16 protein-coding genes and 4 tRNA genes are annotated in these 16,294 nt (G+C 40.2%); all 20 read right to left on the reverse strand.

Annotation, left to right across the window (positions count from 1 at the left end):
- The 20 genes from HMPREF1151_RS09295 to rpsM all read right to left on the reverse strand — a co-directional run bounded on the left by HMPREF1151_RS09295 (position 1) and on the right by rpsM (position 16,285).
- A tRNA-Glu gene (locus HMPREF1151_RS09295) sits at positions 1-75 on the reverse strand.
- Positions 76-80: 5 nt separating this feature from the next.
- Positions 81-156 (reverse strand) — tRNA-Lys (locus tag HMPREF1151_RS09300).
- Between the two features lie 5 nt (positions 157-161).
- Positions 162-237, reverse strand: a tRNA-Asn gene (locus tag HMPREF1151_RS09305).
- A gap of 5 nt (positions 238-242) precedes the next feature.
- Positions 243-317: transfer RNA gene (locus HMPREF1151_RS09310), tRNA-Gly, on the reverse strand.
- A 266-nt stretch (positions 318-583) separates the two neighbouring features.
- Positions 584-1,687, reverse strand: a complete 1,104-nt coding sequence (locus HMPREF1151_RS09315) for a nicotinate-nucleotide--dimethylbenzimidazole phosphoribosyltransferase (protein WP_009661887.1) — start codon at positions 1,685-1,687, stop codon at positions 584-586.
- Positions 1,684-2,721 (reverse strand): nicotinate-nucleotide--dimethylbenzimidazole phosphoribosyltransferase, encoded by a 1,038-nt coding sequence (locus HMPREF1151_RS09320; RefSeq protein ID WP_005381710.1) that lies wholly within the window; start codon positions 2,719-2,721, stop codon positions 1,684-1,686. Before HMPREF1151_RS09320 ends, HMPREF1151_RS09315 begins: the two co-directional genes overlap by 4 nt.
- A gap of 11 nt (positions 2,722-2,732) precedes the next feature.
- The gene (locus HMPREF1151_RS09325) at positions 2,733-3,620 is read right to left on the reverse strand and encodes a prephenate dehydrogenase/arogenate dehydrogenase family protein (protein WP_009661885.1); all 888 of its coding nucleotides are present in this window, start codon (positions 3,618-3,620) and stop codon (positions 2,733-2,735) included.
- Positions 3,621-3,682: 62 nt separating this feature from the next.
- Complete coding sequence (locus HMPREF1151_RS09330; protein ID WP_009661882.1) at positions 3,683-5,029, reverse strand: MATE family efflux transporter; 1,347 nt, start codon at positions 5,027-5,029, stop codon at positions 3,683-3,685.
- 36 nt (positions 5,030-5,065) lie between these two features.
- Complete coding sequence (locus HMPREF1151_RS09335) at positions 5,066-5,785, reverse strand: LemA family protein (RefSeq protein WP_009661889.1); 720 nt, start codon at positions 5,783-5,785, stop codon at positions 5,066-5,068.
- A 1-nt stretch (position 5,786) separates the two neighbouring features.
- Positions 5,787-7,619, reverse strand: coding sequence for an MAG1210 family protein (locus HMPREF1151_RS09340; RefSeq protein WP_009661884.1), 1,833 nt, complete (start codon positions 7,617-7,619; stop codon positions 5,787-5,789).
- Positions 7,620-7,847: 228 nt separating this feature from the next.
- Complete coding sequence (locus HMPREF1151_RS09345; protein WP_005381706.1) at positions 7,848-8,720, reverse strand: 2-oxoacid:ferredoxin oxidoreductase subunit beta; 873 nt, start codon at positions 8,718-8,720, stop codon at positions 7,848-7,850.
- 1 nt (position 8,721) lies between these two features.
- Positions 8,722-10,473 (reverse strand): 2-oxoacid:acceptor oxidoreductase subunit alpha, encoded by a 1,752-nt coding sequence (locus tag HMPREF1151_RS09350; RefSeq protein WP_009661880.1) that lies wholly within the window; start codon positions 10,471-10,473, stop codon positions 8,722-8,724.
- A gap of 141 nt (positions 10,474-10,614) precedes the next feature.
- Positions 10,615-11,400: a tRNA pseudouridine(38-40) synthase TruA gene (gene truA / locus HMPREF1151_RS09355; protein ID WP_009661888.1), complete on the reverse strand. Its 786-nt coding sequence runs from the start codon at positions 11,398-11,400 to the stop codon at positions 10,615-10,617.
- Positions 11,400-12,200, reverse strand: a complete 801-nt coding sequence (locus HMPREF1151_RS09360) for an energy-coupling factor transporter transmembrane protein EcfT (RefSeq protein WP_005376984.1) — start codon at positions 12,198-12,200, stop codon at positions 11,400-11,402. Before HMPREF1151_RS09360 ends, truA begins: the two co-directional genes overlap by 1 nt.
- Positions 12,190-13,050, reverse strand: a complete 861-nt coding sequence (locus tag HMPREF1151_RS09365) for an energy-coupling factor transporter ATPase (protein WP_005381679.1) — start codon at positions 13,048-13,050, stop codon at positions 12,190-12,192. Before HMPREF1151_RS09365 ends, HMPREF1151_RS09360 begins: the two co-directional genes overlap by 11 nt.
- Complete coding sequence (locus tag HMPREF1151_RS09370; RefSeq protein ID WP_009661883.1) at positions 13,050-13,913, reverse strand: energy-coupling factor transporter ATPase; 864 nt, start codon at positions 13,911-13,913, stop codon at positions 13,050-13,052. The genes HMPREF1151_RS09365 and HMPREF1151_RS09370 overlap by 1 nt, the downstream gene beginning before the upstream one ends.
- A gap of 174 nt (positions 13,914-14,087) precedes the next feature.
- Positions 14,088-14,423, reverse strand: a complete 336-nt coding sequence (gene rplQ / locus HMPREF1151_RS09375; RefSeq protein WP_009661881.1) for a 50S ribosomal protein L17 — start codon at positions 14,421-14,423, stop codon at positions 14,088-14,090.
- A 12-nt stretch (positions 14,424-14,435) separates the two neighbouring features.
- Positions 14,436-15,434, reverse strand: a complete 999-nt coding sequence (locus HMPREF1151_RS09380) for a DNA-directed RNA polymerase subunit alpha (protein ID WP_005381705.1) — start codon at positions 15,432-15,434, stop codon at positions 14,436-14,438.
- Positions 15,435-15,507: 73 nt separating this feature from the next.
- Complete coding sequence (gene rpsK, locus HMPREF1151_RS09385) at positions 15,508-15,897, reverse strand: 30S ribosomal protein S11 (RefSeq protein WP_004695151.1); 390 nt, start codon at positions 15,895-15,897, stop codon at positions 15,508-15,510.
- A 19-nt stretch (positions 15,898-15,916) separates the two neighbouring features.
- Positions 15,917-16,285: a 30S ribosomal protein S13 gene (gene rpsM / locus HMPREF1151_RS09390; RefSeq protein ID WP_005377185.1), complete on the reverse strand. Its 369-nt coding sequence runs from the start codon at positions 16,283-16,285 to the stop codon at positions 15,917-15,919.
- Positions 16,286-16,294 lie beyond the last annotated feature (9 nt).

Here is a 16,294-nt window from a genome sequence, read left to right on the forward strand (position 1 = left end):
TGGTGACCCGTCCGGGAATCGAACCCGGGATACCGCCGTGAAAGGGCGGTGTCTTAACCGCTTGACCAACGGGCCAAAGTTGGTGACTCACCCGCGACTCGAACGCGGGACACCCTGATTAAAAGTCAGGTGCTCTGCCAACTGAGCTAGTGAGTCATGAATGGCTCCCCGAGTAGGACTCGAACCTACGACCGATCGGTTAACAGCCGATTGCTCTACCAACTGAGCTATCGAGGAATGTATGGAGCGGGAAACGAGATTCGAACTCGCGACCCCCGCCTTGGCAAGGCGGTGCTCTACCGCTGAGCTATTCCCGCATACAGAACCGATAATTACTATATCATAATTACCTTCTGTTAGTCAAGAACTAAACCAGGTCAGTTCTGACTGCCTTATAATAATATCAATTTACACATATAGTGTCAATGGTTTTTCAATGAATTTCCTATAAAAATAATACGAAATCTATATGATACAAAGCTACGTAACTTATAACAAACATATTAAAGAGGACTTTCAAATATATACCTCCTTTACTATTTCTTAAGTAAAGGAACTATATATCATGAAGTCCTCTCTATCATTATTTAATATCTTCTTGTCTACCTTTACCGGCACCATCCTCAGCGGCACGAACCTCTGCTTCTACGAATGTTTTCATGTCATTTAACATATGCATAGATGCATCTACGATAGATAGCCCCATTGTAGAGCCTAAGCCTTCATCGATTTGTAAATCATAATGTAATGGAGGTTTTACATCTAAAAAACGACATTGTTCCTTATGAATAGGATCATCGTAAACAGCGGATGAGAAAACATAGTCTTTCACCAATGGTTCCATCGTCACTGCTGCGAGTACAGCAGCACCAGTTAGTGCATTATCGTATACCACAGCCATACGATGGCTAGCAGCACCTAAGATAAAGCCTGCTAAGAAAGCAATATCGAGGCCTCCTGCTACATGAAGCAAACGCAATACAGCAGTGCGGCGGTCGCTTTCAGATAAAACAGACCAATCATCTACAGTAATATCAAATGGATCTACAAACGAATGGATGTGTGCAGCACGCTGTGTAATGGTAGGTCCATTATCAGATTCTGTCAATAAAGTCTCGTACGATGCGCCTGTAATGGTAGCGGTCGTAACCAACGCATCAAGAAATGTGCGTTCACCTATATTACCTAAGGCCACCACTTGTAGGCTTGCTTCATGCAATGTATCCGCATAACCAAAGCCCATTTCAAGCGCCTGTTCCAATTCATCATGACTAATAGAAGGTTCTACGCCAAAGAAGTGGGACCCCTTACGAATAACTCGAGAATCAATATTTGCCAAATGATTTGTATCTTGTTCTAAGCCAATATTAACAACGTAAACCGGTGCTTGTAATTTAAATGCCGCCCCTTGCGTAGCACTCATGTCTTCATTAAATCGTTTTATTGCATTTAAACTAGTATGTCCATGTTCAACATTTTGAGGACCGTCTACAAGATGGTCTGCGCCTACAATAAGAACACCATATTTTAAATGATTTGGTTTAGGATTCGCCAATACGCCTGCAAATCGTTCAGCTATCGTTTCGAGCATAGCCAGGCTATAAATAGGTTTGGTTAAATTATCAATGCGATACCGGCATGTTTCCATCGCTTTCGTATCTAATGGTTGAATATTAAAAGCTCTCATGCCTTACCTCCTGTAACAGACTTATACATATGCACTGCAAGGTCAAGCATCCCCATTTGAACGGAGCCACCAGAGGCTTCTCCTAAGCAAAGACCTAAGTCCACATAGGCTTCTAATCCAAGATTTTGCAATGAAGATTTAGCCGCTTTTTCTGCAGATAAATGAGAGGCCATAACATAGTCCATGGAGGCTGGAACCAATGTTTTAGCCACCAGTGCACAAGCAGATGTATTAAAGCCATCGATGATGACCATACCATGATGAGCAGCTGCCCCCAAAATGACACCTACAATACATGTAAATTCAAATCCTCCTACGGCAGCCAAAATACCAATGGCGTCGTCCTTTGGGATATCCTTGTATTTAACTAATACATCATGAACGATGCGTTGTTTTAATTTAAGACGCTCATCGGAAATATTCGTGCCTCGCCCAGTGGCCTCTTCTGCAGTAAGACCGGCAAACTTAGCCGTCATAAGTGCACTAGCTGTCGTGTTGGAAATCCCCATTTCCCCTACAAGAAACACATTGTACCCGTCAGCCATCTTTTCTTGAACCAATTTGATGCCCGTTTCAATACCTTCGATTGCTTGTTCCCGCGTCATGGCCGGTTCTTCTACAAAATTCTTTGTGCCCATCCCCAACTTATGAGAACGCAGTCCAGGGACCCAGCTCATATCCGCATCAATGCCCATGTCGATAACTTCCATATGCGCACCACAATAATTGGCTAAGGAATTGGCACCAGCCCCTTTGGGAATTAAGTAATTTTGCGTCATACCAACAGTCGTTTCCTTTGGATAGGCACTAACCCCCATATCGGCAACGCCATGATCCGCAGAGGCAATAATCATACAAGGTTTTGGAATTGTTACATTCTTTTGATTTGTAGCTGCCCCATATTGAGCCACCATATTGACGAGACGTCCATATTGCTTACTATCTGACGCATCATTCCAATTCTTAATAATATGTTGTTCAATCTCTTTACTACGACTGTGAATCGCGTCGCAGGTTTCTTGTAGTAACCCCATAACAACTCCTCTTAATTATTCTTAATTTGTCCCGTCAAGTACGGTAATTTATTTCTAACATCTCGGCTTCTATGTAAATAGTCTTCTAAGGCTTGGCCTTCGTCTTCTTGTGAAAGTATTTCTTTTACCCGACGAATTTCGTCTTCCATTTTAGACAAGCCTTCTAATACATTATGACGATTCCCATAAATGATTTCACGCCACATGGATGGCAAACCGCCGGCTACACGCGTACAGTCACGGAATCCACCTGCGGATAAGCGCATACGTAATTCGCCGAGCTCATCGCCACCAGATACTTGTGTTAAAATGGCGGCTATCAGATGCGGCATATGGCTAATCATCGCTAAATATGCATCATGAGCATATACATCGACAAATTCGATACGGGAACCAACGGCACGCCCCATATCAGCCAATTCTTTAGCCACCTCTTCATTATACACATCAGACGCCTTATCCTCTAATACAATCCACCCCATGCCTTTAAATAGGTTTTTATGAGATACTTCATAGCCGCCCTTTTCAGATCCGGCCATAGGATGAACAGATACGAAAAAGGTTCCCTTTGGAATAGATTCAGACACGGCGCGTACAAAATTTTCCTTTGCACTGGATACATCAGTTACCACCTGACCTGGTTTAAACAGATGAGCCACCTCTGTAAAAAGTCGAGCATTAGTATCTGGCGGCAAGGAAAACACTACGATATCCGAATGTTCAATGAGTGGCTCTACCTCGGTCCAAGCTTGGGATACTACCCCATCTTGTAATGCTGCATCACATACCTCTTGTCGGCGTGCATACCCTACTACATCATAATCTGTATAGGCTTTCAAAGCCTTTGCCAACGAACCCCCCAATAAACCTAACCCAATGATACCTACGGTTTTACTCATATAAACCTACTTTCACAAGCGTCCCTATATCTCCAATATAGAAACGCAAACAAACTATATCACTACACCTCAATAAGGCGTTTTTCTTTCCATTTTCCGCTATACCAGCGATAGATAAACAATACACCTCGTAAAATCTCATCAGCAGCCATAGCAATCCATATGCCTACAAGGCCCCAGCCCCAATAAATACCAAATAGGTACGATAATGGCACAGCACATAACCACATGCCAAAGATGCCAACTAGCATTGGGGTACGAATATCACCTGCGGCCTGTAAACAACCGACCATAACGATATTTACCGCCCGCCCTAGTTCAAGGAAAATCTCCACCAAGAGCACATTATGGGCTAAGGATAAAATCTCAGAATCCGTTGTAAATACAGATAGAACCGTATCACTCGTTATATAAAAGAACGTTGCCAATCCTACATTGATAGCGATGGCTAAAAACATAGAATGCCACACGCGATTCGTTACTTCATCTTGCCGTTTAGCGCCCATCAAGAATCCTACGATAACTTGCGATGCATTCGATAAGGCTATGGTATACACATAACACAACATGGCGATGACATATACATAAACCTTCGTATTAATCACAGTTAACCCTAGAATATTGACCATCTTCATAATCGTCGTTTGCGATAATTGATAGCTCAATGTTTCACCGCCAGATGGCACACTAATATGGAGCAAGGATTTAACCGTATGCCAAGGAAAGGGTCTTAAATAAGACGTGCTAACCTTCAACTGCAACAGTGTCTTGAACAGATATACGATGATAAGAAGGCCAATTACCTTTGAAAGCCACGTAGAAATAGATACACCGAGTACACCAAGACTCGGTATCGGGCCATGACCGAAAATTAGAATATAATTCGTTCCTACATGGATAATATTCATAACGAGTGCCACATACATGGTAATACGCGTCAACGAATGGCCTCTAAATACGGCAACCAATGCATAGTACATGGCCTGTATTGGTAATCCTGCCGCTACAATAGTCGTATATAACGATGTATCCCCCATCGTTTCTGGTGGTATCCCAAGCCATGTAAAAATCCATTCATGGCAAGTGATGAAAAACACCGCCGCCACAGAGGAGAATACAAAGTTTAGCACTAAACTAACGGTACAAACCTCTGATAACTTTGACTGATTTCGAGCACCCAAATATTGGGCAATCAAAATCGTCGTGGCAGTGCTCATAACAACGATGAGCATGATAAAAATATTTAAAATTTGATTCGCATTAGCTACAGCGGCTACCGCCTGTGGCGAGTAATGACTCATCATCAGTTGGTCGATATTGCCGACGAGCATTTGCAGGAATACTTCGATAAATATAGGCCAGCTTAAGGTCCAAATGGATAAACTAATGCCTTTTTCATATGTTTTCATAGTATCCCCTTTATATTACGCATCAAACTTTATCAACTAAAAGAAAACACCTTTTGCTTTTTCTTTAGTCTCTTGATCTGCTATGAATGGAATTCTTGTGGTTCTACCTTCTTTAGCAGCTACAATTTTTTTGAATGGGAAATCGAATATTTCTCGATTCCACGTATTTACCGCATCATTATATAACGTTCTAGCAGCTGTAATTTCTTTTTGCAAATACGAATTTTGTTGCATCGCATCGCGAATTGTATCTTGGCTTTGCAATTCTGGATAATTTTCTATAGCTACATTTAATGCTCTCGTCGCTTTATTAAGCTGAGCATTTACATCGCTTCTAGATTCTTCACTAAAATTACCACTTCTATACTTTGCAATATCCACAAGAATATCTTTATCTACTTCAATAGATTTTTCTACGAGTTTAGCCGCATTAGAAAGAATGACAACCCGTTGTTCCATATAGTTATCAATTTCGGATGCTGCATTTTGAATTCGTTGTTCCATCATATTAAATTCGGAACTAATTTGTTTTAATCGCCACCAAGGATAAACAAGTACAACCACACCTATAGCAGATATGAGGTACTTGTCAATCACTATCCCTAAAACGATAGCAATTACACCGATAGCCATTAGAATCGTAGGTATCAATTTTTCAAAGCCACTGGTTTCTACGGGAATCACCTTAGCAATAACATGTACATCTCTGCCTTCTGCCATAATCTCTGGGTTCATTTCATCAAGTTGATTAGCCATTTTACTTACCTCCATTTTGTTCAAAAATCGTATTTAATAAGTCTACTAGAGACTGATTATCTTTATAGAGTTTCCCTACCATAAAATGTCCATAGGCAAAGGAACCATTTTTGTTATTTTCGGATCGTTGGTAATGATTCAATTCTTTAACACGCTTGAAGTCATCGTCAACTGTATCTACTTCTGCTACTTCAATAAGTTCATGCTTTGTAACCGGCACATACTCATTCCACTTAACTGGTACATAATAGGTTCTACCATTACCTGCTGTAACAGGAACCTCATCCACATGCTCAATAGTCCTATACGAATAAGCATCTACCTTAATAATTTCCGAATCTGCCTCTTTTTTATAGTGACTCGTTTTTAGCAATGTTTTTACATTACTTCTCTGCGTTGCATCAGGAGGAGTAAATAACCCAAGGTTCATCTTATTCGCGAGCATTTCTGTAATGTAATCATTATATTTAAAATCGTAAGATTTCTTATAAATATAATCAGTAGAAGCCATTTGTTGATATACAGGAATTGCTAAGACTGGCAAAAATGAAAAATACATATGCTCAAAATAGCTACAGTTAAAATTAATGAATTTCTCTTTAATCTTTTCAAAGGAGAAATCATAGTATTGTGATGGGACGGTATCGAAATTCCAATCCATAGAGTTATCAGTTAAAATTTCATTGATTTTACATTGTTTATTGAAAACAAAGTCATCACCATAGGGAGAATTCTCAAAAATATCTTTGTAATTACTTTGTGCTAACGGGGTGAATAACACGCGGAACTCGACCTCATTATTTCGGTCTAATGCATTAAATTGTGCATCGAACTCTTCATTTGCCAACGCCTGAAAGTTTCCACCAGCTTCTAAGGCATCTTCACTTTTCTTTCTAAGCCCTGCAATGCGTTTTGCCAGTTGAATCTTCGCACCTCCAAAATTAAATAAACCTTTTTCTGGTGGTCTTCTATGGAATATTAAATTCGGTGCTGCATGATTACCATATACCAAGGATATTCTATTCGCATAATATGGCCCCGGTCGTTTTAGAGTAGCGCGAAGTGTTTCACTTACATCTCTAGTTTTTGTATTGCCATCAGAATCGATATATTCCTCTGTATAGACAACTTCGCGAGTACCTTCATATGTATAATCATCAATCCAATGGATAATACGCTTAATAAACACAAAAGGATTTCCTAAAATATCTCCGGAAGTAATATCCAATGTAGAGCGATTTACATCATCTTTTTCTAAAAAGCCATAATCTTTAACGAGCTGTTCATAGCGTTCCATATTAAAATTGGAATCTAAATGAATAAAGGGAATCGCCTTTTTGATGAGTTCTGCGGTCATCTCACTATGAAACAACTCATTCAACGGTTGCATCATTTCGTACCCTTCGTCACGTATTTGACTTAGCGTTGCATCTAAATCATTCAGTTTCGCTTCGAGGCTCTTACGATTAGGTCGAATCCAATATACATACAGCCCTATGCATAAGGCTATAATAGCGATACATATAACGATGGATAGAATATCCATTTGCGGTTGTGAAAACTGATACACACCATAAATAAGTGCGCCTATGCCCACAATGAAATCGATAATTCGTACAATACCAAACCGTTTATATGTACTGTTAGACTGATTTCGATTCTCCGAAACATTCGTATACTTATCGATTAAGTCTTTATTTTTATTAATATCAACCTGTGATTGATTTACCAAATCTTGAAAATAATCTTCTGTAATACCTTGGAATGTATCCTTAAGACTTTCTCTGTAATACTTTAGTGGTTCTAGTAATGCTTCATTATATTCATTCGACACGTTACTCTACCCCTCTATCTTATGGCTGTAATAGTTAAAATACGTCTAGCAGGTACTATACCTATGTTTAATTATAAATAACTTAAATTAAAATTAGTATATCAGTTAAGAAAAACTCCGTAAAGTAATTATCATTAACCGAAAGGTAATAAAATGAAAATCCCCTCTTTACATAGTAGTCAGTAAAGAGGGGACCTATATCAGAACACGATATATGTTAAGTTAAACTTACTTAAATTGATTGCAAAGGCTATCAAATAATGCTTGATCAGGTTTAACAACATCTTCAGTCAATGGACGTGGATGTGCACCACCATTAACAGCGGCCATAGCTTTTTCAAAGGAAGGTTTAGTCGTATCTTGATAGATAAGACCAGTAACCAAACCTTGTGTTTCACCTAATGTTTTAAGTGCAGTCGCACGGTCTGTTGGATCATATCCTTCTGGCAAGCTAGTCAAATGTTCTTTGAACCAGTCATAGCTATTGTGTTTGTTGTATGTAACACATGGGCTAAATACGTTGATGAAGGAGAAGCCTTCATGGTCCATAGCTTGTTGAATCAAATCAACGAGTTCAGCACGGTTAATCATATAACCTTGTGCAACAAATGTAGCACCTGCAGCGATAGCAGTTTCACAAACGGACAATGGTGATTCAAAAGCCCCACGAGGTGTTGTTTTTGTAACAAAACCGATATCGGAACGAGGGGATGCTTGACCTTTAGTCAAACCGTAAACATGATTATCCATAACGATATATGTCATGTTTACATTACGTTTGAAAGCATGAATAGTATGACCCATACCGATAGCGAACGCATCACCATCACCGGAACAAGCGATAACTTCTAAGTCTTGGTTAGCAAGTTTAACGCCTTGAGCGTATGGAAGCGCACGACCATGAGTTGTATGTGCACCATATGCATAGAAATAACCACCGATACGGCTAGAACAACCGATACCAGAGATAACTGCCAATTTTTCAGGTGGAATATTTTTTGCTACTACTGCATCAGTAATGGCAGCTTGTACCCCATAATGACCACAACCAGGACACCAGTTAGGGCGAATATCATTTCTGTAATCTTTAGCTGTTGTCATATTATAGGACCTCCTTAATTGCATTTTTCACATATGATTTTGTGAATGGATTACCATCATATTTCAAGCAGCTAGAAATTTTGGATTTCTTATGCATGTTGATTTTGAATAGGTTAGTCAATTGACCTGTTGCATTATGTTCTACAATAACAACTTTTTTAGCTGCATCCATGAATGGTTGCAATTGTTTTGCAGGGAATGGTTTAATCAAACGAAGTTGTAAATGGTTAACTTTAACGCCTTCTTGATCGAATTCAGCAACTGCTTCTTCGATAGCACCACGGCTAGAAGCCATACCTACAACGAGTACATCAGCTTCATCGTATTTTGCATTGTTCAAGAATGGTTCATAGTTATCAGCTACAGTTTCCAATTTACGGAAACGTTTATCAGTTTGCGCTACGTGCATTGTAGGCGCTTCTGCTGGTTTACCTTCTTCATTATGTTCTAGACCAGTAGAAAGGAATAGACCATTTTTCATGCCAGGAATCGTACGAGGAGAAATGCCATCTTCTGTCAATTCAAAGCGTTTGAAGTAGTTAGGTTGTTCCAATTCAGGAAGGTCAGCTTCCTTCATCATTTTACCGCGATTAATAGGTACACGGTTCAAGTCGAATGTAGGAACGGATTGTTTATTCAAACCTTGTTGTAAGTCCGGCATAAAGATAACTGGGCATTGATACATTTCTGCCAAGTTGAAAGCTTTTTGAATTTCGTAGAAACATTCTTCGATGGATGTTGGAGAAATAACGATACCTGCATAATCGCCATGAGCGTTGTAGCAAGCCGCATCAATATCGGATTGTTCTACCTTTGTAGCCATACCTGTGGATGGGCCGGAACGTTGTACGTCGATAACAACCATAGGAATTTCTGCCATGGATGCCATAGACAAGGATTCCGCCATCAAGGATAGACCAGGACCAGAAGTACATGTAAAACCACGAACACCTGCATATACACCGCCCATAGCAGTCATACAAGCTGCGATTTCGTCTTCTGTTTGAACGATAGTAGCACCTAATTTATCCATGTTTTTAATCATGTATTCCATTACTTCAGATGCTGGAGTAATAGGATAGGATGCCATGAAACGAGAACCTGCTGCAATAGCACCAAGAGCACATGCTTCATTACCTAATAAGAACATTTGATCTTTCTTACCAGGAGCTGGTAATGTATCGATTTCTACATCACCTAATTTTTCTATTACAAGGCTATGACCATCATCAAAAGCTGCCAAGTTTTTATCCACGATTTCTTGGGATTTTTTCGCAAATTTTGCAGCGATTGCATCTTTAAACATCTTAGTGTCGAAACCAAGAAGCGCTACGGACATACCAAGTGCTACGATATTACGCATCAACAAGGAACCTTGTTTCATTGCCGTTTCAGAGATTGGCAAGGATAAGCAGTTAACTTTGGAACCTTCAAATTTAGAAAAATCTGGTTTTACTTTACTATCGCAGATGATATAACCACCATCACGCACTTCAACACCATGCATATCAACAGTTTCTTGGTCAAGAGCCAACAAGAAGTCTACGCCTTCACCAATGGACATAACTTGTTCTAATGCAACGCGCAATGCGAAGGTAGTATGACCACCTTTGATACGGGATGCAAACAAACGTTGACTGTATAGAGAATATCCTTCTTTTGCAAGGATTGTAGCCATGATTTCGCCACAGCTCTCGATACCTTCACCTTGTTGTCCACCCATTTTCCAGATAAAATCTTTACGTTTTTGCAAGAGATTCACCCTCCTTAGGATATAATTACAATGCTGACAAGAGTCTACCCTATGTATATTAATTACAGCTAAGTAATAAACCTGTCTCATAGTGCAATTGTAACATGTATAGTAGACGTTTTACAATGTAACATTTCATAATTATTCTTCTTTAATACGTTCTATTACCGCATGTAGTCTATCAGTAGTAAAGAAAATTTCCTCTAATACTAGGCCTTGAGCCGGTGCTGTTTTTCCAATTTGCTTACGGTCCTTTGCAGCTAATAGTTCAGGAATTCGGGCCACTGATTTTCGGCCTAGCCCAATGTCCACTAACAAGCCAGCTATATTTCGAACCATATGATATAAAAATCCATCACCCACAACAGAAATATCGATACGACCCGCTTTCTCTTTGATACCGATGGCATAAATAGTTTTTACCGGATCCACCGGTGTCGTATTAGACCCTTTCAATGTAGAAAAGTCATGCGTTCCTTCAAGAGCTTTGCCTGCTTGACGCATAGCTTCAACATCTAGAGGTTTCTTTACATGCCAATGATACCGCTGCCCCATAGGGTCTGCAATTTCACGATTATAAATGGAGTAAATATATTCCTTACCAAAAATGTTATGCCGAGGTTTCCAATCTAATGGTATCTCAACAGCCTCTGTTACAACGATATCCTTTGGCAAATGGGCAATCGTCGCCCGTGGAATATTCTCTACCGGTATGGATCCCGATGTTTGAAATGCACAGACTTGAAAGCGTGCATGTACACCCGCATCGGTACGCGATGCACCATAAATTTGGATTGGTTCAGCACAAATAATAGATAATGCCTTTTCCAAAGCCCCTTGAACAGTAATCCCCTTATCAGCAGGTTGTTTCTGATAACCCGCTAAATCAGTACCATCATAGGACACAATTAATCGTATATTCCGCATTATCCTAACCACCATAGGATTAATAAGATAGCCGTTACAATAAACACGGCTCCCAAGCCTACATAATCAACCCATGTAATGCTGAGTTCTTTCATACGCGTACGATTAACACCGCCGCGATAGCAACGTGCTTCCATAGCGATAGCCAATTCATCAGCACGGCGGAATGCACTAATAAATAATGGCACTAAGAGAGGTACCATATTTTTAGCTCGCTGAATAATCGAACCTGTTACAAAATCCGCACCACGAGCCGATTGGGCTTTCATAATACGATCTGTTTCATCAAGTAAGGTAGGAATAAAACGCAATGCAATGGTCATCATCATAGCTAGTTCATGAGCCGGCACACCGATGCGGCGGAATGGATTTAGTAAATGTTCAATGCCATCTGTCAGCCGTATAGGTGATGTCGTATAGGTTAGCAATGACGAGAATAAGATTAAGAATACTAATCGTGCCGCCATTTGCAAGCCCATAGCAAGTCCATTATCCGTAATATTAATGATGCCATAGGAGATGATGCTATTACCAGGAGTTGTAAAAATATGAATCCCCATTGTGAATACAATGATAATCCATAATGGTTTTATCGCATTCCACATCAAACGTAATGGCAGACGAGATAATAACATAGCACCAATGGTGAAAGCCGCCACAATGCCATATGCCAATGGTGTGTTCGCCAAGAATATGGCAACAACGAAAATAGTAGTGCCTATAATTTTTGCCCGTGGGTCCATGCGATGTAATAACGAGTTACCAGGGAAGAATTGGCCAATTGTAATATTATTTAACATGTTGACCTCCTTCTAGAATAGCTTGTACAGCATCATCTACGGTTAATACTTCGTTTGATACATCAAGGCCTCGGTTCCGCAATAATTCGATCAATACGGACACAGGTGGCACATCTACGCCAACCTGTTGTAATACATGGCGATGATGATTAAAGATATCTAACGGTTTACCATCCAGTACAATCTGACCCTTATCTAATACAATGAGACGATTCGCCATGCGTGAAATATCTTCCATATTATGAGATACGAGGATGACTGTTACATCTTTTTCCTTATGTAGTTTAATAATTTCATCAAAGATTTCTTCACGCCCAAATGGATCAAGGCCTGCAGAAGGTTCATCGAGTACAAGGAAATCCGGTTCCATCGCCACTACACCAGCTATGGCAACGCGGCGCATTTGACCGCCAGATAAATGAAATGGAGAACGTTCAGCATAGGTATCATAATCCAGACCTACAAAGGCCATAGCTTCACGCACTCGACGGTCCACCTCTTCTGCATCAAGGCCTAAGTTTTTTGGCCCAAATGCAATGTCTTCGGCAATCGTTTCCTCGAAAAGTTGATGTTCAGGATATTGGAATACCATGCCTACCTTATGACGCATGTGTTTTGCTTCATCAGTTTTTTCACTTACGTCCACACCATTGACCGTCACTTTACCAGTCGTTGGATGCAATAAACCGTTGAGATGTTGCACAAATGTGGATTTACCCGATCCAGTATGTCCAATAATGCCAAGAAATTCACCATTTTCAATGGTCACCGAGATGCCCTTCAACGCTGTTTTCTCAAAAGGAGTACCCACACCATAGGTATAGGTAATATTATCTAATACAATAGCCATCAGTGTGCCTCCTTCGCATAGTACGTCGTTAATGCATCACCAAGTTCATCATTAGTAATGATATCATTAGGGATATCTACGCCCTTTTGAATGAGTTTCGATGCAACCTCTGCTGCAACAGGTACATCTAAGCCTAAATCTTTTAGCGTATCCACTTGAGTAAAGATTTCACGCGGTGTTCCCTCTTGTAATTTAACGCCATTTTTCATAACCACAACACGGTCTGCGGTTACCGCTTCCTCCATAAAATGGGTAATGATTACAATGGTAATACCTTCTTCTTTATTGAGTCTATGAATTGTTTCAAGAACCTCTAAACGCCCTTTTGGATCCAACATAGCAGTAGGTTCATCTAGTACGATACAATCTGGTTTCATAGCAAGTACACCAGCAATGGCAATCCGTTGCTTTTGACCTCCAGATAATAAATGCGGACCATGTTCCGCATATTCGGTCATGTTTACTGCAGCCAAAGCGTCATCAACACGTTTACGAATTTCAGCACTAGGTACGCCCAAATTCTCTGGACCAAATGCTACATCCTCTTCTACCACAGCTGCTACGATTTGATTATCTGGATTTTGGAATACCATGCCCACATGTTGGCGAATATTCCAGATATGTTCATCATCTAATGTGTCAAAACCACATACGGTAACATTTCCCGCTGTAGGTTGCAATAACACATTAAAATGCTTAGCCAATGTACTTTTACCACTGCCGTTAGTACCTATAATAGCCACAAATTCGCCGCGCCGTATGGTAAGACTCACATCATCTAGGGCACGCACGTCATTACCATTTTCATCAACATATAAATGGCTTAAATGATTGACCTCAATCATTGTTTCGTTTGATTTCATGAATAGCCTCGTATCTTTCTAGTCAATTTCGTTTTATGTGAAAGTTAACAATTAATCTTCCATCACTGCGATAACTGCTACTATATAACGATATTTGTACTAGTCGATTGTACCATAAAATTGACAATAAAAAAACGGTGTTGCAACCGAAGTTACAACACCGTATGAGTTTGATTAAACTAACTCGATAATAACGCAAGGTGCAGCGTCACCTTTGCGAAGACCAGTTTTGATTACACGAGTGTAACCACCTTGACGGTCTGCATATTTTGGAGCAATTGTATCAAACAATTTTTTTACTACGCTTTCATCCATGAGGTATGCAAGAACTTGGCGACGTGCATGAAGATCACCACGTTTAGCCAAAGTTACCATTTGATCAGCCAAAGAGCGAAGTTCTTTCGCTTTAGCTTCAGTAGTTTCGATACGCTCATATTGGAAGAAAGATGTTAACATGCTACGGAACAACGCTTTACGAGCGGAGCTATCGCGGCCTAATTTTCTGTACATTCGTCTTCCTCCTTATTCGCCTTTTTGCTTAAGGTTAAATCCACCTGGGTGGTTGCTGAGTTTTTCAGCGATTTCGTCGATAGATTTTTTACCTAAGTTGCGAACTTTTCCTAAGTCATCAATGGTTTTGTCTAGCAAATCTGCAATTGTGTTGATACCAGCACGTTTCAAGCAGTTGTACGCACGAACAGAGAGTTCCAATTCATCGATGGAAATCTTAGCTGGGCCATCATCTTCTTGAACATCTTGAGGAGTAGGATCAACTACATCACCTTCAAGATTTTGATCGTCTAATTCAACAACACTTGTAGAGTGCGCTAATTTAGTGAAGTTCCCTAAATAACCAATCATAATGGCAGCAGATTTTGCCACTGCATCAGCAGCGGTAATGGAACCATCAGTCCAAACTTCTAATGTAAGTTTGTCGAAGTCCATTTCATTACCTACGCGAACATCACTCACTTCGTATTTAGCACGAAGAATTGGGGAGAAGATGGAATCAATTGGAATGCAACCGATAACATCTGTATCCTTTTTATTCTTAGTAGAAGGAACATAGCCCTTACCACGTTCGATTACTACGTCCATTACTAAATGAGCTGTTTCATCCATTGTCGCAATCACGAGCTCTGGATTCAATACTTCTACTTCTGGTGGAAATTGTTCAGCCAAATCTGCAGCTGTTAATACACCATCCTTTTGGAAATCAAAGTGAACTTCCAATGGCCATTCTGCATCTTCTTCAAGCTTAATGCACAATTGCTTTAAGTTAAGGATGATATCCGTAACATCTTCGCGGATACCAGGAATAGTAGAGAATTCATGAAGAACCCCATCAATTTTGATAGAGGTGATAGCTGCCCCATCCAAGGATGAAAGCAAAATTCTGCGCAAGCTATTACCGAGAGTGATACCATAGCCGCGATCTAATGGTTCGCATACGAATTTACCATAGCGACCGCCTTCGGCGATGTCCACTTTCTCGATTTTAAGTTTCTTTTCTTCGCTCATCAGGAACATCCTCCTATATAACACACGTTCTTAGTTTAATTATAGCACGGCCGTCAAAACGGCCGTCTATATATTATACACGACGGCGTTTTGGAGGGCGACAACCATTGTGAGGAATTGGAGTTACGTCTTTAATGGAAGTAACTTCAAGACCTGCAGCTTGTAAAGCACGGATTGCAGCTTCACGGCCGGATCCAGGACCTTTTACAAATACTTCAACAGTGCGAAGACCATGTTCCATTGCAGCTTTAGCAGCTTGTTCAGCAGCCATTTGAGCAGCGAATGGAGTGGATTTACGGGAACCACGGAAGCCCAAGCCACCAGCGGAAGCCCAAGACAACGCATTACCGTTTGTATCTGTCAAAGTTACGATAGTGTTATTGAATGTAGAACGAATATGAGCCGCACCGGATTCAATATGTTTCTTTTCTTTTCTTTTTGTTCTAACAACTTTTTTAGCCACGCTTTATCCCTCCTTTATCTTATTTCTTTTTACCAGCAATTGCTTTTCTAGGACCTTTGCGAGTACGTGCATTCGTTTTAGTACGTTGACCACGAAGTGGTAAACCCATACGATGACGTTTGCCTCGATAGGAGTTGATTTCAATCAAGCGTTTAATGTTAAGTGCTTCTTCACGACGAAGGTCACCTTCTACTTTATAATCAGCATCTAACACTTCACGAATTTTCGCTACTTCATCTTCAGAAAGATCGCGAACACGTGTGTCAGGATTGATACCAGTTTTAGCTAGAATTTCGTCTGCTAAAGTAGGACCAATACCATAAATATAAGTTAAACCAATTTCCACTCGTTTATCACGAGGTAAATCTACACCGGCGATACGTGCCATTTAAATCTC

Origin of the sequence: Veillonella sp. ACP1, from assembly GCF_000286635.1 — a bacterium.
GTDB classification, from domain to species: domain Bacteria; phylum Bacillota; class Negativicutes; order Veillonellales; family Veillonellaceae; genus Veillonella; species Veillonella atypica.

Excerpts from the sequence above, each read along its gene's own strand:
- HMPREF1151_RS09315 (WP_009661887.1), bottom strand. The coding sequence starts at position 1,687 with ATGAGAGCTTTTAATATTCAACCATTAGATACGAAAGCGATGGAAACA.
- HMPREF1151_RS09320 (WP_005381710.1), bottom strand. The coding sequence starts at position 2,721 with ATGGGGTTACTACAAGAAACCTGCGACGCGATTCACAGTCGTAGTAAA.
- HMPREF1151_RS09325 (WP_009661885.1), bottom strand. The coding sequence starts at position 3,620 with ATGAGTAAAACCGTAGGTATCATTGGGTTAGGTTTATTGGGGGGTTCG.
- HMPREF1151_RS09330 (WP_009661882.1), bottom strand. The coding sequence starts at position 5,029 with ATGAAAACATATGAAAAAGGCATTAGTTTATCCATTTGGACCTTAAGC.
- HMPREF1151_RS09335 (WP_009661889.1), bottom strand. The coding sequence starts at position 5,785 with ATGGCTAATCAACTTGATGAAATGAACCCAGAGATTATGGCAGAAGGC.
- HMPREF1151_RS09345 (WP_005381706.1), bottom strand. The coding sequence starts at position 8,720 with ATGACAACAGCTAAAGATTACAGAAATGATATTCGCCCTAACTGGTGT.
- truA (WP_009661888.1), bottom strand. The coding sequence starts at position 11,400 with ATGCGGAATATACGATTAATTGTGTCCTATGATGGTACTGATTTAGCG.
- HMPREF1151_RS09360 (WP_005376984.1), bottom strand. The coding sequence starts at position 12,200 with ATGTTAAATAATATTACAATTGGCCAATTCTTCCCTGGTAACTCGTTA.
- HMPREF1151_RS09365 (WP_005381679.1), bottom strand. The coding sequence starts at position 13,050 with ATGGCTATTGTATTAGATAATATTACCTATACCTATGGTGTGGGTACT.
- HMPREF1151_RS09370 (WP_009661883.1), bottom strand. The coding sequence starts at position 13,913 with ATGAAATCAAACGAAACAATGATTGAGGTCAATCATTTAAGCCATTTA.
- rplQ (WP_009661881.1), bottom strand. The coding sequence starts at position 14,423 with ATGTACAGAAAATTAGGCCGCGATAGCTCCGCTCGTAAAGCGTTGTTC.
- HMPREF1151_RS09380 (WP_005381705.1), bottom strand. The coding sequence starts at position 15,434 with ATGAGCGAAGAAAAGAAACTTAAAATCGAGAAAGTGGACATCGCCGAA.
- rpsM (WP_005377185.1), bottom strand. The coding sequence starts at position 16,285 with ATGGCACGTATCGCCGGTGTAGATTTACCTCGTGATAAACGAGTGGAA.